The sequence below is a fragment of the Thermobacillus xylanilyticus genome, assembly GCF_907165215.1.
GTDB lineage: Bacteria > Bacillota > Bacilli > Paenibacillales > Paenibacillaceae > Thermobacillus > Thermobacillus xylanilyticus.
The window spans coordinates 48,256-70,040 of the sequence record NZ_CAJRAY010000049.1 but is presented as its reverse complement, the minus strand read 5'-3'; the positions used below and the strand labels follow the sequence as shown (position 1 = coordinate 70,040).

Below are 21,785 nucleotides of genomic sequence, written 5' to 3'. Positions count from 1 at the left end.
AATGCACCCTGTCCGAAACGACACCGCTGCCAGTCACACATCCAGCGCCTGCTTGAGCTCCTCCGGCGAACGCTCCCACCATTCCGCGTTGTGGCGGATCAGCAGATCTTTCAGCGCCTTTTTCTCCTCCGCCGACAATTCGTCCAGCATGAACCTGCGCTTGATCGCGTAATCCAGCCGGTTCACGTGGTCGGCGAGAATCTTCCACCCGCGCCGCGCTTCCGAATCGATCAGCATCTCGCAGGCGGTCGCGCCCGCGTAGTACGCTCCCTCACCGCTCCGGTCGACCGCGACCCAGACGACCCACACCTTCCGGCCGTTCGGCACATCTTCCTTGTTCGGGCTGAACTTGATGCCGCGTTCCACCCTGCTCTTCGCATGCATGGCGCCGATGTCGATATAGGCTTCGCCGCCGTCGATGATGACGGAGGACACATCGTTCAGATTGATGCTCCCCGCGCCGAATCCTTTATGCGTCTGCGTGCTGACGACATTGAACGCCAGCGTGCGCTTCTTCTGCGAACCGCTGTCTTGCTGTTCCACGAAAAATGTCCCCGCCTTCCTTGCTGGGTTTGTCAATCATTTTAGCTAATAATCCGCCCGTAGCCAACATATACATGCCGTAGATGCTTGTCAACGGGAGGTAATCGGTCCATGCAGCTCAACGCCCGCACCCGAATCGCCCTGATCGCGGCGGCTGCCGTGCTCGCGCTCGCTTTGTTCGGACAAGAGTTCCGCACCGCCTGGCTCTCCCAATATACGTACGCGTCGGCCATCTCATCCGGCGATCCCAAGACTGCGAAGCCGGCTCCCGGGGCAGCGGCCGCGCCGCCTTCGGCTTCCGCTCCGGAGACGGTGCAGAGACCGAAGCCGGCCGCGCTCGCGAGGCGCGTCGTCGAGTATCACATCGACGTCCGGCTGGACGCCGAGGCGAAGACGCTGCATGGCGAGCAGACCGTCACATGGACCAACCCCGGCGCGAAAACGGTATCCGAACTTTATTTTCACCTGTATCCGAACGCCTTCGAGAGCCCGCAGACCACGTTCATGCGCGAGTCCGGCGGCCGGCTCCGGAACGACCGGGCGGTGCCGGAGAGCGTCGGCGGCATCACGCTCCGCTCCATCATCGCCGAGGACGGCGAGAACCTGCTGCCCCGGCTGCAGTACGTCAGCCCGGACGACGGCAACCCGAACGACCGGACGCTGGCAAGATTGCGCCTGTCGCAGCCGGTGCCGCCCGGCGGCAGCGTGACGCTGCGCATGCAGTTCGACGTGAAGCTGCCGCGCGTGTTCGCCCGCATGGGCTATGCCGGCGATTTCGTCATGGCCGGCCAATGGTTTCCGAAGATCGCCGTCTACGAGACGAAGGGGACGCGCGGCCGGAAGCAGGAAGGCTGGAACGCGCACCAGTATCACGGCAATTCCGAGTTCTACAGCGACTTCGGCATTTTCAGCGTCAAGATCCGCGTGCCGGAGAACTACAAGACGGCGGCCACCGGGTTCCTCGCGGAGACGCCGAAGATCGAAAACGGCATGAAAACGTACCATTATTACGCCGACGACGTGCACGATTTCGCCTGGGCGGCTTCGCCGGATTTCATCTACAGCGAGGAATCGTATTCCGCGAAAGGCATCCCCGGCGTACGGATCAAGCTGTACCTCGATCCGCTGCACGCCCATCTGCGGGAGCGCTACATGCACGCCGCCAAATCGTCCCTGGCGAAATACGCGGAATGGTACGGCGCCTATCCCTACTCCACCCTGTCCATCGTCGTGCCGCCGAAGGGCGCGGGCGGCGCGGGCGGCATGGAATATCCGACGCTGATCACCGCGGCGTCCGCCGAGGAAGAAAACCCGGGCTTCGAGCTGGAACGGACCGTCGTGCACGAGGTCGGCCACCAATACTGGTACGGCATGGTCGCCACGAACGAGTTCGAAGAAGCCTGGCTGGACGAAGGGTTCACCTCCTACGCCGAGGACAAGGTGATGGACGCCATCTACGGCATCTCGCCAAACTTGCCGGTCGAGGCGGTATACCTGACCGATCCGGCGCCGCTGGACCAGCTCTCCTGGAAATACCGCAGCCACGAGCATTACGCCGAGAACGTCTATCTCCGGGCGAAACTGGTGCTGCTCGGCATCGAACGGAGGGCGGGAGAACGGAAAATGCGCGCCATCATGCGGACGTATTTCCAGACCTACAAGTTCAAGCACCCGTCATCCCGCGACTTCCAGCGCATCGTCGAAAAAGTGACCGGCACCGACTGGGACGACTACTTCGGCGCGTTCGTGTACGGTGGAGAGGCGGCCGACGTGGCGATCGAATCGGTCCGGACTGCGCCTTCGGAATCGAACGGATCGCGGCAATATGAATCGGTCGTCACCCTGTCCCGCACCGGCGCCTATACCGGCCCCATCGCCGTCTTGCTGCAGTTCGCCGACGGGTCGGTCTCGACGCATGTCTGGGACAGCGACAGCGCCAGGACCGAGATCCGGGTCACCCGTCCGCATCCGGTCGTCTGGGCGGCGGCGGACCCGAACCGGACGAACCTGCTCGACAACCGGCTGTACAACAACTTCATGAAAGCCGAGCTGTCGCGGACGACACGGAATCGCTGGAATCTCGGCGCCGCGAAGCTGCTGGAAACGATCATCGCCCGGTTCGGATGGTAATGGGAGGAGGACCGCCATGAAAACCTATGTGATCAACGGATGGAACCGCACCGTGCGGCACGCCGGCATCATCGTCCTCCTGTTCGTCTATCAGTTTCTGTGGGGATTCTTCCTCTACCGGGCGATCGACGGCGTGCTGGTCCCGCTCCTGAAGCGGTACCCGGATCCATTGGCCGCCAAGGGGGCCGTGGAGCTCTTCCTTGTCGAAGCGCAGTTCCGGATCATGAAGACCGATCTGCTCGTTCCCTACGGCCTGGCGCTGGCCGGTCTGCTCGCCGTCCGCATGCTGCTCACGCCGTTCATCAACGCCGGACTGTTCCACTCGCTGCAGCATGCGACGAAGGAGCGCGGCACCACGTTTTTCGCCGGCATCCGGGCCGCCTGGAAGCGCATCGCCCTCATCTACGCCGCCGAACTCGCCCTGATCCTCGCGCCGCTCGCCTGGCTGCTGCCGCTTGCGCGCCGCGCGTTCTTCGACAGCGCCGGATGGGGCGACCTGCTGTGGGCGGTGCTGCCCGCCGCGGCCGCCTGGCTGGGGTGGTGCCTGCTCATCCGCCTGGTCTCGCTCGGCATGCAGTTCGGAGCGGCGGCGGGTGACGGGATGCTGCCGTCGCTGTCCGTCACGATCCGCAGCCTGCCGATGGCCGCCGCCGCGGCGCTCACGGTATGGGCGATCGGCGCCGCGACCGGTCTCGTCTCCACCGCCGTGTCGATGATCTGGGCCGGGCTGTTCGCGCTCATTCTGCACCAGGCCCAGCAATTTTTCCGCACCTGGTTCAAAGTATGGACCTTCGCCGCGCAATATGAAGCGTGGCAATCGAAACGGCAGCCGGCCGCTTGACTGCCGGTCCGGCCCCGCAGCGGCCCGCCGCAAACCGAAGCCGACATATCCGGACACTAGCCCGGACATGTCGGCTTTTTCTTTTTCCATTCACCTTTTCATGAGAAAAATTCGCCTTTTTATGTGGGGGGGTTGGTGTTTTATGAGAGAATTTTCGTGTTTTTATGAGAGGATTCTCATTTTAATTTGGAAGGATTTCACGAGCGGAAAGCGAATTCGTAGGACCGTTGTGAAAAATGCCGAATTCCCGTCGAACGGGAAGCGGGGGAACCAATCCGGGTGAACGGACTCTGCGCTGCCGGGCGGCATGCGCCGGAAGAGTCCCAGGGAGCCTTCGACCGAACCCCACAGCTAACCTCGCAGGCATCGGAAGGAGTTCTCGCATACGTGAAACGACTGGCGGTATCCGTCACAGCGCTGCTTGCCATTGTATTTGCTTTCACGACGGCTGGCGCCTCTGCCGGATCGAAGATGGACGCAGTAATCGATGAACTGCTCGGCACTCCGTACAAGTACGGCGGCACCACGACCAAAGGATTTGATTGTTCCGGTTTTACCGCTTATGTATTTGCGAAGTTCGGCATCGAACTGCCGCACAGTTCCTCCGCCATGGCAGAAAAAGGCGAAAAGATCGCGAAGGAAGATCTCCGCGAAGGCGATCTCGTCTTCTTCAACACGAGCGGCAACGGCATCTCCCACGTCGGCATCTATGTCGGCGACGGCAAGTTCGCCCACGCCTCCACGTCGAAAGGCGTCGTTATTACCGCGCTGTCGGACAAGTATTACGCGAAGCGGTATGTCACCGCGCGCCGCATCCTGAGCGACAGCGCCTACGAGAAGATCGCCATCGAGCAGCCGGCTGTGCAGGAGCAAGCAGAGAAAGCCGCAGGCGCGGCGGAAGGTACGGAAGCTTAACCGTAAACCGGGCGGAACGGTCCGGCAAGCATCAGAACCCGCAGGGTCTCCCCGAGAGCCCGGCGGGTTCTTGCGTTTTGCCCGACACGCCGGATTGTGTGCGAATGCCGGATTGGTTATGCTGGGAATACGGAATGTTTTTCCTGCAACGATGCAAGGAGGCGAAGGGCATGACGGATTTCGGCGGGCAGCCGCTGCCGCCGGAGCTGGAGGGGTTCCATCCGGTTCTCGCGCAATGGTTCATCCGTTCCTTCGGAGAACCGACTCCCGTGCAGCGGGAGGCTTGGGACGCCATCCGCACGGGACATCACGCGCTGATCGCCGCGCCGACCGGTTCCGGGAAGACGCTGGCGGCGCTCCTGCCCTGCCTCGATCATTGCATCCGGACGAAGACCGGGCCGGGCGCCGGTTCCGGCGTGAAAGTCGTCTATATCACGCCGCTGAAAGCCCTGAACAATGACATTCATCACCACATTGCCGAATTCGCCGAGGCGATCGACCGGCTGGCCGCGGAATCCGGACAACCCTGGCCCGGCCTGCGCGCGGCCGTCCGCACCGGCGACACGACCGGGGCGCAGCGCGCCGCGATGCTGCGGCGGCCGCCGGACGTGCTCGTGACGACGCCGGAGTCGCTGTATATCCTGCTTCTGTCGGAGAAGGGCCGGCGGATGCTGCGGACGACGGAGAAAGTGATCGTCGACGAGATCCACGATCTGGCCGCGGACAAGCGCGGCGCGCATCTGTCGCTGACGCTCGAACGGCTCGCTGACCTCTGCCCGGCGCGGATCCAGCGGATCGGCGTGTCGGCGACGCAGAAGCCGCTTGCGCGCGTCGCCCGCTTCCTCGCCGGCTGGGAAGAGCCCCGGGAGGCGCTGCCCGTGCCGGGAGACGGCGGCCGGTCCGCCGCGCCGGCTGATGCGGGCGCGGCCGAAGAATTTGCGCACCCGTACGGATACCGGCCGCGGCCCGTCAAGATCGTGGAGAGCCGGATGGAGCGGAAGATCGAGCTGACGGTGACGCTTCCCGGGCAGCCGCCGGGCAGCCGGAAGATTGAACTCGTCTGGAAGCCGATCGTCGAGCGCCTGATGCAGCTGATGGAAGGCGCCCGATCCGTCATCATCTTCGTGAACAGCCGGCGGCTGGCCGAACGGCTGACGCTTCACCTGAACGACCATGCCGGGTTCGAGATGTCGATGTCGCATCACGGCAGCGTCAGCCGCGAGCGCCGGCTGGAGATCGAGAAGCGGCTGAAATCGGGCGATCTGCGCGTCATCGTCGCCACCTCGTCGCTGGAGCTGGGCATCGACGTCGGTCATGTCGACCTCGTGATCCAGCTCGATTCGCCGCTCTCCGCGGCGGCCGGCATCCAGCGGTTCGGCAGGGCGGGCCATGCCGTCGGCGGTGTAAGCCGCGGGGCGATCGTCGCGCGCACCCGCGAACAGCTGCCCGAGATCGCCGTGCTTACCCGGCGGATCATCGAGCGCGACATCGAGCCGATCGAGCCGCCCCGGGATCCGCTTGACGTGCTGTCGCAGCACGTCGTCGCGATGGCGGCCGCATCGCCGGACGCGCTCGCCGTGAACGAGCTGCATCGGCTCATCATCCGCAGCGACAGCTTCCGGTCGTTCCCGCCGGAGCGGCTGCACGCCGCGCTGCTCGTGCTCGGCGGACGATATCCGTTCGTGCGGCCGCTGATCGAATACGACAGCCTGACCGGCCGCATCTCCCGGCGGGGAAGCAGCGCCATGGCCGCGCTGACCGGCGCGGGCACGATTCCGCAGAGTTCCGGCTACCCGGTCCACCATGCGGAGACCCGCGTCCGCCTCGGCGAGCTGGACGAAGAGTATATCGAGGAGAGCCGGGTCGGCGACGTCTTCCAGCTGGGCACCAGCTCGTGGCGTATCCAGAGCATCCGGCAGGACCGGGTCTATGCGGTGGAAGCGGGCAACCGGTACAGCGAAATCCCGTTCTGGCGGAACGAGGGCCCCGGGCGTTCCTACGAGCTGGGACAGGCCGTCGGCCGGCTGTGGGCCGAACTTGAACGGCGGCTGACGGCTGGCGGTGGAGCGGCGGGGAGCGCTGTCGAAACGGCGGAACATGTCGATGGAGCGGCAGCGCGTGAAGCCGTCAACCCTTCGGAGGGTCAGGCGGCGGACTTCGGCGGGCCGGATGATGGTTCCGGGACGGGCGGCCAGGCGGCCGCCGATGCGGAGACCATCGACTGGCTGTCCCGCAGCTTCCATCTGGACGGCGGGGCGGCATCCGGCCTTGCGGCGCTCGTCCGCTCCCAGCACGCGCACGGCGGCGTGCCGACCGACAAGCGGCTGCTCGTCGAGTATTACCGCGACGTGACGGGGCGCTGGCACGTCGTCATGCACAACCACTGGGGCAAGCGCGTCAACCGCACCTGGCTGCTGGCGATCCGGCATGTGCTGGAACAAGCGATGCGGCAGCAGGTGTACGCCCATGCCCGGGACGGCGGAATCGAGCTTGTGCTGCCGGAATGGGGACCGGCCTGGCTTGACGCCGTGCGGCAAGTGACGCCCGACAATGTGGAGCGGCTGCTGAGGGAAGCCATTGCCGGCTCCCCCCTCTTCGCCGTCTCGTTCCGGCGCATTGCGGAGACGTCGCTGCTCTTGCAGCGCAGCTTCCGGCGCACGCCGATGTGGCAGAAACGCATCCGCAGCGAAGAACTGCTCCGGGAGGCGCTGCCGTATGCCGAGCAGTTCCCCTATCTGCACGAAGCGATGCGCTGCACGCTTCACGACGAGCTGGACCTCCCGAACCTTCTGGATGCGCTGCGCTCCCTCGCCGACGGCACCATCCGCATCGTCATGCGCGAGACCGCGCATCCTTCGCCGCTGGCGTCGGCATTCGTGTCCGATTACGCGATGAAGCAATTGTACGAAGGCGACCAGCTCAGCGGCGATTTGCAGTTGCAGCTCATCGAAATCAACAAGCGGCTTGCGGGCGAACTGTTCGGCGAGGAAGCGCTGCGCCGCGCCGTGCGGCCGGAAGCGATCGAGGAAGAGCGGCGGCGGCTCGCCGAACCGGGGCCGGGCGGTCCGCCCGCGGACCCGGACGGGCTGTACGCGCTGCTCAAGCGGCGGGGCGACAGCTCGGCCGACGAGCTGGCCGCTTGGGCCGGCGGCCGGACGGCGGAGTGGCTCCGGGCGCTCGAACGGGATGGCCGGATTGCGCCGCTGGAATTCGGCGGCATTGTGCGCTGGATCTGCGCGGACGAACGCGACCTGTACCGCGAGTTTCCCGCGACTCCCGCATCCGTCGCCTTCGTGGCCGGGCGCTGGACGGAGCAGGTGCTCTCCTTCACGATGGCGGATCTGATCGGCCGCTATCCGCAGCTGTCGCCGGTGCAGGCGCGCGCCGTCATCGACGAGCTGCTGCTGCAGGAGCGGATCGAACCGTCGCCGATCGCGGGCGATGATGAAGGCGAGGCATGGATGAGCAGCCGGATCGCCTCCCGCATCCTCCGCCGTTCCGTGCGGGAAGCGCGCAGGGAGGCCGAGCCGCTCGAGCCGGAAAGGTGGCTGCTGGAGGCTGCCGCGCTCCAGTACGCGCTGCCGGGCGCGCGGCTCGCCGGCGAGAGCGGCCTGCTGGCGGTGATCGGCCGGCTGCAGGGGCTGTTCCTGCCGCTCGAACTGTGGGAGACCGTCATCTTCCCCTCCCGGCTGACCGCTTACCGCGGCGAACTGCTCGACGCGCTCTGTGCAAGCGGGGAAGTCATCTGGACGGCGCGCAGGGAATCCGGCGCCGACCAGGTCCAGGTCGCGTTCTTCCTTGCCGAATCACGGGAACTCTACGTTCCGGTTCTGCGGGAAAGCGCCGGCCGGCCGGTCAAGCACCCGGAACTGCTCGATCGGCTCCGGGATGGCGGCGCCGCCTTCCTGACGAAGCTGGCCCGGGAGTTCGACCGGCTGCCGTCCGAGCTGCTGTCCGATCTGCTGGATCTCGTCCGGGACGGGCATGTGTCGAACGATCAGTTCGCCCCGCTGCGTCTCGCATTGACGGCGAAGCCGGCAAAAACGGCGAAGACCGCGCAGACAGGCGCTGCCCGCGGACTGCCCCGGACCGGCTCCGGACAGGGCCGCTGGTATGCGCTCTCCGATCTGCTGCAGGATGCGGATGCGCCGCAAGCCGATGTGCCGCAAGAGACGTCCGTCATGGCCTGGACGCGCCATCTGCTCGACGGGTTCGGCGTGCTCGCGAAAGAAACGGCCGACCACTGGTCGCCCTTCGGGTGGGATGTGCTGCTGCCCGTTCTCCGGCAGTTGGAGACCATGGGCATCGTCACGCGCGGCATGTTCGTCCGCGGCGTGCAGACAATGCAATTCGTCTCCCGTGAACGGGTCGCTTCGCTTCGCCGTCCGCCCGTCGAAGCCGGGGCCGAAGACGACGTGACGGTGCTGGCCGCGTCCGATCCCGCAAGTCCGTTCGGCCTGCTTGCGCCGTGGCCGCAGCGCCCGGGCGCCGCCTTCGCGCGCCGCAGCGGCAACTTCCTCGTGCTGCGCGGCGGGGAATGGCTGCTGTGGATCGAAGGATACGGGAGGAGCGTATCCACGATGCGGGCGCCGGAAGACATCGGCGAAGATGCGCTGGCGGACACGATGCGCCGCGCGTTCCGCACGATCATGCAAATGACGAAGCGCAGCAAAATCCGGATCGCCTCCCTGAACGGCGAACCGGCCGCCGAATCGCCGGAGGCCGCCTCCTTGCTGCAATCCGTCGGCGCGGAGCGCGACGCCCGCGCGATGACGGTCTGGCTGAGCTCGCTCGGCCGATGAACAAGCAAGGGATCCCCGCGCAGGGGATCCCTTCTTCATTTCCGCATCACGGCAGCGCCCGGCTGGCCGGAGCCTCGCCAAACAATTCGCTGACTCTGCGAATCCATTCGTCCACATAATCGACGTGCGTCGCCCACTCGGCCATGATGACCGTCTCGCCGGGCTTCAGCTCCATGTCCAGCATTTCCCGATCCAGTTTGCCGTTCTTCATGCTGTAGATGACGATCTTCCGGTCTGTCAGGATGACCGCCATATTGCGCGCCGGGGACGTCACGGCATCGACGGCGGCGGGCTGCACGGCGCGGATGTCATCCCAATACAATGCCAGTTCGTTGTGGGCGACGATCACGGAGCCGATGGCATAGGGCAGTTCCCGCGGGATGGTATTTTCCATCCGTTTGCCGGCGCCTTCATCGCGCCCGACCGCGATCCAGCGGCCCGCCTTGCGCGCGAGCGTCCATTCGTCGATGCCGCCCAGACGTTCCGGCATATCGGTCTCGGCTACGCCGAGCCTGCCGTCCGTCTGTACGGCCGGAACCATATGCCGCTCGGCGTCGGATGCAATCAATCTGACATTCCGGGGCTGGGAAAGATCGGCTATATCCATCATCCGATACGTCCACTCGCCCGACGTCAGACGGGCGATGCCGACGTAGCGGTTGCCCGCGAACAGGATGCGCTCCTCAATCGGACCGATGCCCCCGCCTCCCGCCCGAACCGGCGGCAGTGTCCCCGTATCTCCGCGCGAAGCGTTGTAGGCTCCGACCAGCCGAAACGTGCCGTTGTTGCCCTGGATTTCCTGCACATCCAGCCGCCAGAAATCGGTGCGGTACGGCATGATGATGCCGTCTCCATCCGCCGCCGACCAATCGGACGCGTCGGGCCCGCCCGAGACGAGCAGCGTCCGGTAGGCGCTCGCCTCTCCGTCCGTATCCTGCCTGAGCCCGAGGAGCAGCACCGAACGGCGCGGCGTCTCCTCCGCATCGGCCACAGCCGCCGCTGAGCCGGCAACCGTATCCGATCCGGACGAATCGGCCAACTGCTGTTGCGTGCCGCCGGTGTTCACCGGATGGAGCCGGATCAGCAGCACGACCGCGGCAATCACGAGGCATACGCCCATGCCCATGCCGGCCAGCCGGAACGGCCGGAAAGGACGGCGGACCGGGTTCTCGTCCAGCCGCTCTTCGATCCGTCTGCGCAGCCGTTCGTCGAAACCGCTGCGCTTGAGCGGTCCATGGGCCAGTTCGCGCTTCAGCTCGTCATCTGTCGGAATCACCGCGACCGCCTCCTCTCGCCGCCAGTTTCCGCCTTGCATGGAACAGCCTCGACTTGACCGTCCCTTCGCTTACGCCCAGCATTTCCGCGATTTCTTTCATCGAAAGTTGATAATGCGCGTACAGAATGACGACCTCACGGTATTTGTACGGAAGTTCGAGCACCTGCTTCCACATGTCGTTCACCGCCAGCGACTCGATGACTTCCCGCTCGGCGGATGAAGAGGCTCCGTCCTCCCTGAACGCGTCCACCAGCACCACCCGGCGGAAGAACGCCTGCTTCCGGTAATCGAGCACCATGTTGCGGGTAATGGCAAGCAGCCATGTCTTCACGGACGCCTGGCTGCGGAATGTATGCAGATTCCGGTAAGCCTTCAGGAACACTTCCTGCGCGATGTCGTCCGCCTGGTCCCATTTCCGCGTCATGCTGTAGGCGAAGTTCCAGACGTCTTTGCCATATGCATTCATCAGTTCGGTCAACAATGCCTTGCGGTCGGCTTGCTCGCCGATGAACCGCAAGTATTCGAAACCCGTATCGGATTGCACTTCGCCACCTCTAGTCCCGATACAATCGGCGTCCGGCACCGCGGCCGCATCCTGCGGCACGGCGGCGCTTGAAGCACCCGTTTCCATTATCCAGGAATTCATCACCGATTGCCATAGGGGAGCCGAAAAAATACGTCCATTCACTTGCTGTCACGCTCCAATCCGGATACGGTCGTCAGCTCATACCCCTGTGCCAGCAGCCCTTCGATGATCTCCGGCAGCGCCTCGATCGTTCCGCTGAGATCGGCGTTCTTGCCGCCGAAACTGTGCAGCAGAATGATCGCGCCGTCTTTCGCGTGTTCCAGCACATGGGATGCGATTTCGGCGGCCGGTGTGCCGTCCCAGTCGCGGGGATCGACATTCCAGCGGACGAGCTTCTTGCCCGAATCCGACAGCGCGGCTTTGAGTTCATCCGATACCGATCCGTAGGGAGGCCGGAACAGCGCGGGGACGATGCCCGCCGCTTCCCGCAGCGCCTCGTCCGCGAGGCGCAGATCTTCGGTGATGTCGGCGGCCGTCATCTTGCCCATGTCCGCATGGGCGTAGCCGTGGCTGCCGATCTCGTGTCCCTCGTCCCGGATGCGCGCCAGCACTTCGGGATAACGCTCGGCCTGAGTGCCGACGACAAAAAATGTAGCAGTAACGCCGTATTGCGACAAGATGTCAAGGACCATTGGCGTATATTTCCTGTCAGGGCCGTCGTCGAAAGTCAGCGCGGCCCGTTTGGCCGGTACGGGCGCTTCCCGCCTTTGCGAAGCCGATTCCGATTCCGACGGACCCGGCGGCTGCACGATCGATTCCGGCGGCTGTTCCGTTGCCGTGCTCCCGGCGGGTGCCGGCCGATTTCCGGCCAGAGGCGTCCCGTCAGCCGCCAAGCCGCCGCCCTCGGCCGCCGCGTGTCCCGATCCGCCTTCGGTCAAGGCGATATCCGCCGCCGTGTCCGAGGCGCTTTCGGCATCCGCCGCAATTGTCGAACGGACCGCGGCAAGCCCGAACATCTGGAGGATGATGTCCGCTCCCGCTTCCGCGCCAAACAGGCTGATGATGCCGGCGATGCCATGGAGCAGGACGAGTCCCGCCAGCACCAAACCCAGCTCCGTTCCGTTCCGACCGCCGGGCCGCGCACGTCCCTCCCGCATGCCGCTCTCCTCCCCGATCCGTTCCGCTAACCGTATAGACGAATCGGACCGGCCGCAAGTTCACGGAAAGCGGATCCAATTTATGCATTTTTGATTTCTATTTATTATAGCGATGACAATTTGCCTGTATTATTGAAATCGGGGACTACTTTTTCGAGGAGGAATCGGATGATGGAGCGGCTGAGACAGGCCGGGCGCATGCTGCTGGCATTCCTGATCCTGAGTCTGCTGGCCTTGCCTGCGGCGGCAAGCGCCGCCCAAGGGGAGACGACGATCACGATCGTCCACGTGAACGATGTCCATTCCCGGGTTGAGCAGACGGATGCGAACATCGGCTATGCGAAGCTGGCCGCTTTCGTGAAGCAACTGAAAGCCGAGAACCCGAACACGCTGCTGCTCGATGCGGGCGATTCGCTGCACGGGCAGACGATCGCGAATCTGGAGCGCGGCGGCAGCATCGTCCGCATGATGAACGCCGTCGGCTTCGACGCGATGGCGACGGGCAATCACGATTACAACTACGGTTACGGCCGGCTGCTCGAACTGGCCGGCGAAGCGTCATTCCCGATGCTCGCGGCCAACGTATACAAGCCGGACGGGACGAGGCTGCTCGAGCCGTACGTCGTGCTGGATGCCGGCGGCGTGCGGGTCGCCGTCTTCGGGCTCGCGACGCCCGAGACGACCTACAAGACGCACCCGGACAATGTCGCGGGGCTGACCTTCGCCGATCCGGTCGAGGAAGCGAAACGGGTCGTCGCGGAGCTTGAGGGCAAGGCGGATGCCGTCATTGCACTGGCCCATCTCGGCCTGGACGAAGCGAGCACCGACACCAGCCGGAAACTTGCCGAAGAAGTGCCGGGCATTGATCTCATTGTCGACGGACACAGCCACACGGCGCTGCCCGAAGGCCTGGAGGCCGGCGGCACGCTGATCGTGCAGGCCGGGGAATACGGCGAGCATGTCGGCGTCGTCGAACTGACCGTCGGACCGGCGGGCGTGAAAGCGCGGAATGCCCGGCTCATCCCGGCCGAAGAGACAACCGGCATCGAACCGGACCCGGGCGTGCTCGCCGTGATTGAAGAAGTGAAGGCGAATCAGGAGCCCCTGCTGTCCGAGATCGTCGGCAAGAGCCTCGTCGATCTCGACGGCGAGCGCGAGCATGTGCGGGCGGGTGAGACGAATCTCGGCAATCTGATCGCCGACGCCATGCTGTTCGAGACCGGCGCGGACGTTGCGCTGACGAACGGCGGCGGCATCCGTGCGTCCATCCCGGCCGGAGACATCACGAAGGGTCAAGTGATCACCGTGCTGCCGTTCGGCAACTACATCCAGACGAAGGAGGTCACCGGAGTCCAGCTGCTGGCGGCGCTTGAACACGGCGTGTCCGCGTACCCCGAACCGCTGGGCGGGTTCCCGCACGTCGCCGGGATGACATTCAAAATCGATCCCGGCAAACCGGCGGGAGAGCGGGTTTACGACGTCCGGGTGGGCGGCAAACCGCTCAACCTTCAGGCGGTGTACACGCTGGCGACGAACGATTTCCTCGCCGCCGGCGGCGATCAGTATGCCATGTTAGCGGAACAGCCGGTGACCGGTGATTTCGCTTCGCTGGAGGAAGCGGTCATCCGCTACTTGCAGGCAGAGGGCGAAGTCGCGCCCAAGGCGGAAGGACGCATCCGCGTTGAGCCTGCCGTAGCTCCCGGCACGATTCCGGAAGGCGCGCCATCGCCGCAGCAACCGGCGCCGGCACCGCAACAGCCCGCTCCTGCACCGCAGCAGCCCGCACCGGCTCCGCAGCCGGCGCCTGCGCCGCAGCAGCAGCCGTCATCCGAGCAGCGCGTGTACATCGTGAAACGGGGCGATACGCTCTGGGCCATTGCCCGCAAATACGGCACCACCTGGCAGAAGCTGGCCGAGCTGAACCGACTGGAGAACCCCGACCTCATCTTCCCCGGTCAGCGCATCCTGCTGCCCTGAAGCATGACAGAACCCCGCACACGGAACGCATCGCTCCGCCGTGCGGGGTTCTCTGTCATTCTTTTATTCCTGGAACAACTCGATGATCTCGCCGTCCGGCCCCTTGAAGAACGCGATCCGCGCCGGCACCGTTCCGAGCGAGACATCCTTCGGCTCGACCGTCACTTCCATGCCGGCTGCGCGCGCAACCTCAATCGCCTTGTCGACATTGTCGGTGCGAAGCGCCAGATGCAGGAACGCCCCTTCCGGCTTCGGGCCGGGCGCGCCTCCCGCAAAGATTTCAAGGTAATTGCCGTCTCCGGTATCGAGCAGGATGCCCCGCCCGTTCCCTTCGCCCCACCGCACGCGCTCGGTGAACCCGAGCACCTCGGTGTAAAACTTCACGGACGCGTCAAAATCGTGCACCCGAATCGCCACGTGATGAAATCCGCCGCCGCCGATCACCCGATTGTTGCCCATGACTTGTCTCTCCTCTCCGGCATCTGTTGCCGCGCATCAAATTTTGCAATGTCCTGTATTACAATGTCCTGGCCCGGTCGAGCGCGATGCCCATCTTCCGGATGTACGCCGGATCGCCGCCGGTGCACATGAGCCGCACATCGCCGCTGCCGTCATTCTCCGAGATGCCGTAGCGGGTCAGGAGCGCCGCCAGCCGCCGAACCGTGCCGGCGTTGCCGTCGACGATCTCGATCGATTCCGGCAGCACGCGCCGCAGCGCGTCCCGGTAATAGATAAAATGCGTGCACCCGAGCACGATGATGCCGTACCGGTCAAGATCGAACGGTTCCAGCTTCCGCCGGAAATACGCCGCGAGTTCTTCCCCGTCAAACACGAGACGCTCGCAATAGTCGACCAGTTCGGGCAGCGGCAGCGAATCGACGATGCCGTTTTCGTCCACGCGGGAGACCAGCGCGTAATACTTCGGCATGGAGAGCGTCAGCGGCGTCGCGCACACCAGCACGCGCTTGCCCGTCGCCCGGTTCATCTCCACCGCGGGCTTGACGGCAGGCTCCATGCCGACGATCGGCATGCTGTAGATCTCCCGCAGCTCATTGATCGCGATGCTCGTGGCCGTGTTGCAGGCAACGACCAGTGCGTCAATGCCCTGACCGACCATGGTCTCGACGGCTTCCAGAACGTAGCGCCTGACGTCCTCTTTCGTCTTCGTTCCGTACGGCACGTGCAGCGTGTCCGCCATGTACAGATAATCTTTGGCCGGAAGCCGGCGAAGCGATTCGGCAAGCACGGTCAGTCCGCCCAGCCCCGAGTCAAAAAATCCGATCCTCATCTGCACCCGATTCCCGTCTGTTGTGGTAAAAGCCGCGATTGCCCATCCAATAACCTTTTTCATTTTACCTTATCCGCCCGCGGTTTGAATACCGTCAAATGTCCCGGCCGCATCCGCAGCCGGAACAATGGCGCTTTCCGCCCCGTTCTGTTATTGTGGGGGAAGATACACCAGCAGGAAATGGGGTTGAGCGCAATGTTGACGTATCAGGCGGAATGTGTCGTTGCCGCCGGCAACCGGCTCGGCGAAGGACCGGTGTGGGACGAGCGGCTCGGCGAGCTGTTCTGGGTCGATATCGAAGAGCGCAAGCTGCAGCGCTTCCGGCCGCGGGACGGACGCGTTGCCGTCCACGGGTTCGATCAGAAGATCGGCTGCGCTGTGCCGGCCGAGGACGGCTCGTGGATTCTCGGTCTGGCCGACGGCTTCTACCGGTTCGATCCGGATACGGAGCAGACCGGACTCATCGTCCATACGGACGAGCCCGATGCGGACAACCGGGTGAACGACGGCAAATGCGATCCCGAAGGCCGGTTCTGGGCCGGCACGATCAGCGCGAAATGGACGCGGAACGCCTCGCTGTACATGCTGGAGGCGGGCGGCAAGCTGACGCGGAAACTGACGGACGTCATCTGCTCGAACGGCCTGGCCTGGACGGCGGACGGGCGGACGATGTACTACATCGATACGGGCGAGCGGATCGTCTGGGCGTTCGACTTCGATCCGGAGACCGGCGCGATCGCGAACCGGCGGGTCGCCATCGAATATCCGGCGGACGAGCCGGGCGATCCCGACGGCATGTGCATCGACGCGGAAGGCAAGCTGTGGATCGGCCATTGGGGCGGCCGGCAGGCCGGACGGTGGGATCCCGTGACGGGCAGGAAGCTGGCGTCGGTGCCGATCCCGGTCGAAAATGTGACCTCCTGCGCGTTCGGCGGGGAGCATTTCGACGAGCTGTACATTACGACGGCGGGCGGCGGCAGCGGGCAGAACACCGGGAAGCAGCCGCTGGCGGGCGGCCTGTTCCGCGTGAAGGTGGACGTGCCCGGGCTGCCGGTCCAACGCGCGCGCGTATGAACGCCGAAGTCATGCCGATCCAACGGGGAGCAACCCGCCTTCTGGCCGGCGCGCCGGGCGGGCTGCTTCTATCATTGGCAGGCTCAGGGCACCATCGGCGTCCAATGGTCCAGCTTCCTCCTGATATAATCCTCTTTGGATTCGGGACGCATCCCGCGTTCCGCTTCTGCCCCGGGGTTCTCCTTCCACACCATGACAACCGTCAAAAGGACAATGGCCGCAAGAAACAGCGCAAGAATTCCTTTAAATCCCCGCATGGCATTTACCTCCCGTTTCTTTAAAGTTATACTGAAATCAATGAATTTACGGCCAATATAGCCATAACACCGTATAACAGTAAAGAAACGTGTATAACAGTCGGAGGCGGCAAGCCATGCATATTGAATTGAAACGTCATGCCGGTACGCCATTGTCGAAACAGATCGCCCAAACATTGTCCGATCGCATTCGTTCCGGTTTGTTGAAGACGGGAATCCGGCTGCCTTCGGTGCGTGAACTGGCGAGGAGCCTCAAGGTCAGCCAGGTGACCGTCAGCAAGGCGTATGCCGAGCTGGAACGAATGGAGCTGATTCACTGCACGCAGGGGAAAGGCTGCTTCGTCGGCCCGGATCCGGAAGATGGCGGCGGAACGCCGGAATTGTCCGCGTCATGGCAATTGTCTCTCATTGATTATTTGCCCCGGGCGCACACGTGGCGGCATTTCCAGGGATCTTCATCGGACTGCCGGTATCGGCTTCATGTCGCAATGGTGGACCCCGATTTGCTGCCCAACCGGGAAATCTGCAGGAATATCCATCAGCTCGTGACGGAGAACCCGGCGATTATCGCGAACTACGGGCCGTTTCAGGGAGATGCGGAACTGCGGCAAGCCTTGTCCGTCTACTTTCGGGAACGCGGCATTGCCGCCGGCGCGGAGGAGGTGCTGATTGCGAGCGGGTCCCAGCAGGCGATTGATTTGGTGGCCCGCACGTTTACGGGGCCGGGGGATACGGTGTACATGGAAGGGCCCTCCTACTCCGGGGCCATCGACGTATTCGCGGCACGGGGCGCGCGCATTGTCACCGTTCCGGTCGATCATGAGGGGATGCGAATCGATATCCTGAGTCAATTGTGCGATGCCAATCCGCCGAAGCTGATCTATACGGTTCCGACCTTCCACAATCCGACCGGCACGGTGATGAGCGTCTCCCGCAGAGCCCGGCTGCTGGAGCTGGCCCAAAGCTACAATGCGATCATTCTGGAGGATGACGCGTTCAGCGATACGTATTTTCGGACGGAGCCGCCCCGCACGATCAAATCGTTGGACCGGTTCGGACATGTCATACTCGTAAAAGGATTCAGCAAAATTTTGTCGCCCGGCTGCCGCGTATCGGCGATTGTCGCTTCCGGCACCATCCTGAATCGACTGATCGCGGCCAAGACGATCGCGGATCTCGGGAGTCCCATGCTCAATCAGAAGGCCATTCTGCCGGTTCTCCAATCCAACCTGTTCCAGCGGCATCTGAAACGGCTAAGGGCGGCTTTGAAATCCCGCCGCAATATCGCCCTGGAACTGCTGAAGCGCCATGCGCCGCGTGGCGTGACCTGGACGGAGCCCGAGGGAGGGTTCAACATCTGGGTGACCCTGCCGGAATGGGCCAGGGCAACCGACCTGTACGCGCTCGCGCAGCGCGAAGGGGTTGCGATCCTGCCGGGCATCACCTGTTATGCCAACGAGCCCGAGCACCATCGCTTCCGGATCAGCTATTCGTTCATGGACGAGAACTCCCTCCGTGAAGCGATGATCCTCCTGTGCGATGTGCTTCGCAGGTATCTGGCCAATCCGGTGCCGAGGGAAACCCCCTCCCGGCCGACCCTGTAATATGGATCGGGCCCGCTTCGGGCGGGCTCTGCAATGAGGTGAAGAAACCGATGAAACTGATCTCATGGAATGTCAACGGCCTGCGCTCCTGCGTCGGCAAAGGCTTTCTCCACTACTTCCGGCGCGCGGACGCCGACATCGTCTGCGTACAGGAGACGAAGCTGCAGGAAGGCCAGCTCGAGCTGGAACTGCCGGAGGGTTACCGGCAGTATTGGAACTGCGCCGAGAAGAAAGGCTACTCCGGCACCGCCGTGTTCACGCGGATCGAACCGGAGGCGGTCCGGAAGGGCCTGTCCGACGGGGACGATCCGGAGGGACGCGTGCTGACGCTCGAATTTCCCGCGTTCTTCCTCGTCAACGTGTACACGCCGAACGCGCGGCGCGACTTGTCGAGGCTTGAATACCGCATCGCGTGGGAGGAGCGGTTCCGCGCGTACCTGAAGGAGCTGGATGCGCGCAAGCCGGTCGTCGTCTGCGGCGATCTGAACGTCGCCCATCGGGAAATCGATCTCAAGAATTTCAAATCCAACCGGGGAAACGCCGGCTTCACCGACGAGGAACGCGAGGCGATGACCCGGCTGCTCGAGGCGGGATTCATCGACACGTTCCGCCATTTCTACCCGGACCGGACGGACGCGTACACCTGGTGGTCCTTCATGCCGAAGGTGCGCGAGCGGAACATCGGCTGGCGGATCGACTATTTCCTCGTCTCCGCCCGCCTCGCGCCGTATCTGGAGGACGCGCTGATCGACAGCGGCATCATGGGCAGCGACCATTGCCCGGTCGGCCTCCTGATGCGCGATCCCGGCGAACAGCCGGAAGCTTGACCGCGCGGGAACCTTTCCGCATCCGGCGACAACAACGACAGCCGCATGCCGGCCCCTCTTCGGGGCGCAAGGCATGCGGCTGCGCGTTTTTCCTCACCTGCGCAGCGCGGACGCCGCCAGCCGCGCGCCGGCGCGCAGCCGGGATTCCCGGCCGTGCTTCCGGATGAAGCGGTAGTCGACCACCGTCACGCCCGCGTCGCGGATCGCGTAGCGGAAGTCGTCGTCCATCATCAGCCGGAACTCCCACACCCTTTTCTCCCAATGCGGAATCGCCCTGCGCATCCACGGGTCGTCGACGCCGGGATGAATATACGTCTCGCAGATGCCGAAGGGCAGGCGGTACAGCTTGTCAATCAGCATCTGCTTGAACGATTCGTAGGTTTCACCGTCCCGCTTCTCGAACGGGTGCGAGAGCAGGTAGTCGGGCAGCGCGACGCCGAGCACGCCCGCCAGCGCCGACGCCTTCGCGGCCGCGCGCTCCACCCCCGGCATCGGGCCGAGCAGCGGATCGGCGGGGTCGACCTTGCGGAACAGCCGGAACGGCAGGCTCCGCCGCGCGCACCAGCGCAGCACGTGCGGAATATGGCTGCGGCCGGTCGCCATGCCGTACAGGCTGCCCATATGGTTGTCGGCATGGGTGATCTGCACGCCGCTCGCCCGGACCGCCTCGTACTGCGCGGTCAATTCGCGCATCACGTCCGCGGTGTCCGCGCCCCGCTCGAATTCCTCCACCGTCCGGTACATATGGCCGCTGTCGTCGTGCAGCGACGCTCCGCCCGTCAGGCTCGGGAAGCGGAGCGCCTCGAACTCGCTCGTCAGCGTCAGATGGAGACCGATGTTCGGCTGCTCCCGCTTCCGGCACCACTCGGCCGCTTCGCGGAAAGCCGGCGCCGGCGCCATGATCGTTGCCGACGAGACGAGCCCTTCCTCGAGCAGATGCATGATCGCCGCGTTCATGGCCGGACTTTGGCCGAAGTCGTCGCAATTGATGACCAGATATTTACCCGTCATGCCGCTCCCCTTTTCCCCCTTCCAGCTTCACGAACAGCGAGATCGCGAAGGCGATCAGCAGCAGGATGAACGGAATGTAGCTGCTCAGCCAACGGAATGCCGCTTCGGGATTCGGCCCCGGATTTTCCCCGCTCACATAGCCGAAAATGTCGCCGACAATCAGGAACGCGAGCGCGGAAATGAGGCCGCTGGACCGCGTGATGAAACCGGAGACCGCCGTATAGACGCCTTCGCGCCGCCGTCCGGTCGCTTCGAAGTCGAGGTCGATGATGCGGCTGCCGACGACCGGCGGCGTGACGAGGAAACCGGAGAGTCCGAAGCCGACGAGCACGCCCGCCGCGATGCCGGTCGCCAGGTCGCCGGCGAGACTGAGCGGCAGCACGCTTGCCGCATAGGCGGCGAGCGACAGCCGCCAGCATTTCACCGGATCCATGTTCCGCGCGATCCGGTACCAGACGAAGACGAGCGGAATGACCGAGACGAAGATCGAAGCGAGCAGCCAGGTGACCTGCGCCTCGGGGATGCGCAGCACATACTTCGCATAGAAAGGGATGATCAAGCCGATCAGGCCGTTCACGGTCTGCGCGAAGGAGTTGGCGATGTTGTGCAGCCAGAACGGGATGTTGCGCAGCGTCGTGCGGAACGATTCCTGCAAGCTGAGCCGCGGGCCTTGCCGCGCTTCTTCCTGCTCGCGGATGCCGGCGATGCAGGCGAGCATCAGGACGCCGAAGAGAAAGGCGTAGATCAGCGCCATATTGCCGTAGCCGAGAGAAGTGTAAAGCAGCGGCGTCGCGGCGGTGCCGACCAGGAGGGCGGCGATCTGAAAGCCCTGCTGTACGGCCGACGCCCGGGCGCGCAGCCGGTTGCCCCGGAACAACTCCGGGAAAAGTGCCCCGTAGTTCACCCAGATGATCGTCGCGACCGCTTCGATCAGGATGAGCGCGGCGAGGAACCATGCGAACAGGCCGGCTTTGCCGAGTCCCGGCGGGACGGCGAACACCATCACGAACGTCAGCATGTACGCGGGCACGGCGCCGAGCAGCCATGGCCTCCGCCGCCCGAGCCGCGTGGACGTCCGGTCGGACAGCCAGCCGGCGAGCGGCTGGTTGACCGCGTCCCATACAAGGTAGATCGTGCGCGCAATCGTCGCCAGCCAGACGGCGAGTCCCAGTTCATCGACGTAAAAGTAGAAATAAAACGAGCTGAACGCCTGCGTCGGCACCATCATTGCGAACATCCCGAGCGCATACGCGGCAGGCGAATTGATCCACCGGTTTCTCACGCATCCCCCTCCTTTTCCATCCTTTTCCTAACCCGTAAGTGTTATCGCTTACATCATAGCACGGGCGGACGTTTTGCGTCAGCTTTTTCCCGCTTCCCGGCGGCTTTCGCCGCAAAACGTCCCGGCCTTCATAAATTGACGGCGTTTGCCGTTTTTCTTGTATCCCCACACGACGAAATCCATGATAATATAACAATCGTAATTCACCCATCGGCAGAATCGGACAAGCGGCCGTGCTCGGCTTCATGATTCGGCAGAATGAAAAGGAGGGTTAA

The 21,785-nt window shown here is 64.1% G+C and carries 17 protein-coding genes and 1 riboswitch; of the genes, 8 read left to right on the top strand and 9 right to left on the bottom strand.

From position 1 onward, the window contains the following. Nucleotides 1-33 precede the first annotated feature (33 nt). On the bottom strand, nt 34-543 hold the full coding sequence (locus KJQ12_RS10715; protein ID WP_015256318.1) for a YwhD family protein: 510 nt from the start codon (nt 541-543) through the stop codon (nt 34-36). A 111-nt stretch (nt 544-654) separates the two neighbouring features. On the opposite strand from KJQ12_RS10715, the gene KJQ12_RS10710 reads away from it, so the two are divergent. From KJQ12_RS10710 to KJQ12_RS10695, 4 genes are all read left to right on the top strand, one after another. Beyond that, nucleotides 655-2,673, top strand: a complete 2,019-nt coding sequence (locus tag KJQ12_RS10710) for a M1 family metallopeptidase (protein WP_213484667.1) — start codon at nt 655-657, stop codon at nt 2,671-2,673. Between the two features lie 16 nt (nt 2,674-2,689). Then, nucleotides 2,690-3,514 (top strand): hypothetical protein, encoded by an 825-nt coding sequence (locus KJQ12_RS10705; RefSeq protein WP_213484666.1) that lies wholly within the window; start codon nt 2,690-2,692, stop codon nt 3,512-3,514. Nucleotides 3,515-3,741: 227 nt separating this feature from the next. Beyond that, nucleotides 3,742-3,895: riboswitch (cyclic di-AMP (ydaO/yuaA leader) on the top strand. A gap of 6 nt (nt 3,896-3,901) precedes the next feature. Next, nucleotides 3,902-4,429: a C40 family peptidase gene (locus KJQ12_RS10700; protein ID WP_213484665.1), complete on the top strand. Its 528-nt coding sequence runs from the start codon at nt 3,902-3,904 to the stop codon at nt 4,427-4,429. A gap of 170 nt (nt 4,430-4,599) precedes the next feature. Beyond that, nucleotides 4,600-9,231: a DEAD/DEAH box helicase gene (locus KJQ12_RS10695; RefSeq protein WP_213484664.1), complete on the top strand. Its 4,632-nt coding sequence runs from the start codon at nt 4,600-4,602 to the stop codon at nt 9,229-9,231. A gap of 46 nt (nt 9,232-9,277) precedes the next feature. Here the strand turns inward: KJQ12_RS10695 and KJQ12_RS10690 are convergent, their stop codons facing one another. The 3 genes from KJQ12_RS10690 to KJQ12_RS10680 all read right to left on the bottom strand — a co-directional run bounded on the left by KJQ12_RS10690 (nt 9,278) and on the right by KJQ12_RS10680 (nt 12,190). Further along, the gene (locus tag KJQ12_RS10690) at nt 9,278-10,507 is read right to left on the bottom strand and encodes a hypothetical protein (protein WP_213484663.1); all 1,230 of its coding nucleotides are present in this window, start codon (nt 10,505-10,507) and stop codon (nt 9,278-9,280) included. Further along, nucleotides 10,491-11,051: an RNA polymerase sigma factor gene (locus KJQ12_RS10685; protein WP_041853976.1), complete on the bottom strand. Its 561-nt coding sequence runs from the start codon at nt 11,049-11,051 to the stop codon at nt 10,491-10,493. Before KJQ12_RS10685 ends, KJQ12_RS10690 begins: the two co-directional genes overlap by 17 nt. A 140-nt stretch (nt 11,052-11,191) precedes the next feature. Continuing rightward, complete coding sequence (locus KJQ12_RS10680) at nt 11,192-12,190, bottom strand: polysaccharide deacetylase family protein (protein WP_213484662.1); 999 nt, start codon at nt 12,188-12,190, stop codon at nt 11,192-11,194. Nucleotides 12,191-12,361: 171 nt separating this feature from the next. Here KJQ12_RS10680 and KJQ12_RS10675 point away from each other — a divergent pair, with 171 nt between their 5' ends. Next, the gene (locus KJQ12_RS10675) at nt 12,362-14,167 is read left to right on the top strand and encodes a 5'-nucleotidase C-terminal domain-containing protein (RefSeq protein ID WP_213484681.1); all 1,806 of its coding nucleotides are present in this window, start codon (nt 12,362-12,364) and stop codon (nt 14,165-14,167) included. Nucleotides 14,168-14,230: 63 nt separating this feature from the next. Here KJQ12_RS10675 and KJQ12_RS10670 read toward each other — a convergent pair whose 3' ends face one another. Then, nucleotides 14,231-14,626 carry a VOC family protein gene (locus tag KJQ12_RS10670; protein ID WP_015256328.1) on the bottom strand — a complete coding sequence of 132 codons (396 nt, stop codon included), beginning with the start codon at nt 14,624-14,626 and terminating at the stop codon, nt 14,231-14,233. 58 nt (nt 14,627-14,684) lie between these two features. After that, the gene (gene murI / locus KJQ12_RS10665; RefSeq protein WP_213484661.1) at nt 14,685-15,455 is read right to left on the bottom strand and encodes a glutamate racemase; all 771 of its coding nucleotides are present in this window, start codon (nt 15,453-15,455) and stop codon (nt 14,685-14,687) included. A gap of 195 nt (nt 15,456-15,650) precedes the next feature. On the opposite strand from murI, the gene KJQ12_RS10660 reads away from it, so the two are divergent. Beyond that, nucleotides 15,651-16,529 (top strand): SMP-30/gluconolactonase/LRE family protein, encoded by an 879-nt coding sequence (locus KJQ12_RS10660; RefSeq protein ID WP_244860566.1) that lies wholly within the window; start codon nt 15,651-15,653, stop codon nt 16,527-16,529. An 83-nt stretch (nt 16,530-16,612) separates the two neighbouring features. On the opposite strand, the gene KJQ12_RS10655 is transcribed toward KJQ12_RS10660, so the two are convergent. Then, nucleotides 16,613-16,786, bottom strand: coding sequence for a hypothetical protein (locus tag KJQ12_RS10655; RefSeq protein WP_015256331.1), 174 nt, complete (start codon nt 16,784-16,786; stop codon nt 16,613-16,615). Nucleotides 16,787-16,902: 116 nt separating this feature from the next. Between KJQ12_RS10655 and pdxR the strand changes: the two genes are divergently transcribed. Together pdxR and KJQ12_RS10645 are read left to right on the top strand one after the other, a co-directional pair. Next, nucleotides 16,903-18,390: a MocR-like pyridoxine biosynthesis transcription factor PdxR gene (gene pdxR, locus KJQ12_RS10650; protein ID WP_213484659.1), complete on the top strand. Its 1,488-nt coding sequence runs from the start codon at nt 16,903-16,905 to the stop codon at nt 18,388-18,390. 50 nt (nt 18,391-18,440) lie between these two features. After that, nucleotides 18,441-19,217 carry an exodeoxyribonuclease III gene (locus tag KJQ12_RS10645; protein WP_213484658.1) on the top strand — a complete coding sequence of 259 codons (777 nt, stop codon included), beginning with the start codon at nt 18,441-18,443 and terminating at the stop codon, nt 19,215-19,217. A 93-nt stretch (nt 19,218-19,310) separates the two neighbouring features. On the opposite strand, the gene KJQ12_RS10640 is transcribed toward KJQ12_RS10645, so the two are convergent. Continuing rightward, on the bottom strand, nt 19,311-20,228 hold the full coding sequence (locus KJQ12_RS10640; protein WP_213484657.1) for a polysaccharide deacetylase family protein: 918 nt from the start codon (nt 20,226-20,228) through the stop codon (nt 19,311-19,313). After that, a complete protein-coding gene (locus tag KJQ12_RS10635; protein ID WP_213484656.1) occupies nt 20,218-21,510 on the bottom strand; it encodes an MFS transporter in 1,293 nt (430 codons plus the stop codon). Before KJQ12_RS10635 ends, KJQ12_RS10640 begins: the two co-directional genes overlap by 11 nt. Nucleotides 21,511-21,785 lie beyond the last annotated feature (275 nt).

Coding starts and splice junctions, on each gene's coding strand:
- KJQ12_RS10640 (WP_213484657.1), bottom strand. CDS start 20,228: ATGACGGGTAAATATCTGGTCATCAATTGCGACGACTTCGGCCAAAGT.
- KJQ12_RS10655 (WP_015256331.1), bottom strand. CDS start 16,786: ATGCGGGGATTTAAAGGAATTCTTGCGCTGTTTCTTGCGGCCATTGTC.
- KJQ12_RS10710 (WP_213484667.1), top strand. CDS start 655: ATGCAGCTCAACGCCCGCACCCGAATCGCCCTGATCGCGGCGGCTGCC.
- KJQ12_RS10705 (WP_213484666.1), top strand. CDS start 2,690: ATGAAAACCTATGTGATCAACGGATGGAACCGCACCGTGCGGCACGCC.
- KJQ12_RS10670 (WP_015256328.1), bottom strand. CDS start 14,626: ATGGGCAACAATCGGGTGATCGGCGGCGGCGGATTTCATCACGTGGCG.
- KJQ12_RS10675 (WP_213484681.1), top strand. CDS start 12,362: ATGGAGCGGCTGAGACAGGCCGGGCGCATGCTGCTGGCATTCCTGATC.
- KJQ12_RS10680 (WP_213484662.1), bottom strand. CDS start 12,190: ATGCGGGAGGGACGTGCGCGGCCCGGCGGTCGGAACGGAACGGAGCTG.
- murI (WP_213484661.1), bottom strand. CDS start 15,455: ATGAGGATCGGATTTTTTGACTCGGGGCTGGGCGGACTGACCGTGCTT.
- KJQ12_RS10695 (WP_213484664.1), top strand. CDS start 4,600: ATGACGGATTTCGGCGGGCAGCCGCTGCCGCCGGAGCTGGAGGGGTTC.
- KJQ12_RS10645 (WP_213484658.1), top strand. CDS start 18,441: ATGAAACTGATCTCATGGAATGTCAACGGCCTGCGCTCCTGCGTCGGC.
- pdxR (WP_213484659.1), top strand. CDS start 16,903: ATGCATATTGAATTGAAACGTCATGCCGGTACGCCATTGTCGAAACAG.
- KJQ12_RS10660 (WP_244860566.1), top strand. CDS start 15,651: ATGTTGACGTATCAGGCGGAATGTGTCGTTGCCGCCGGCAACCGGCTC.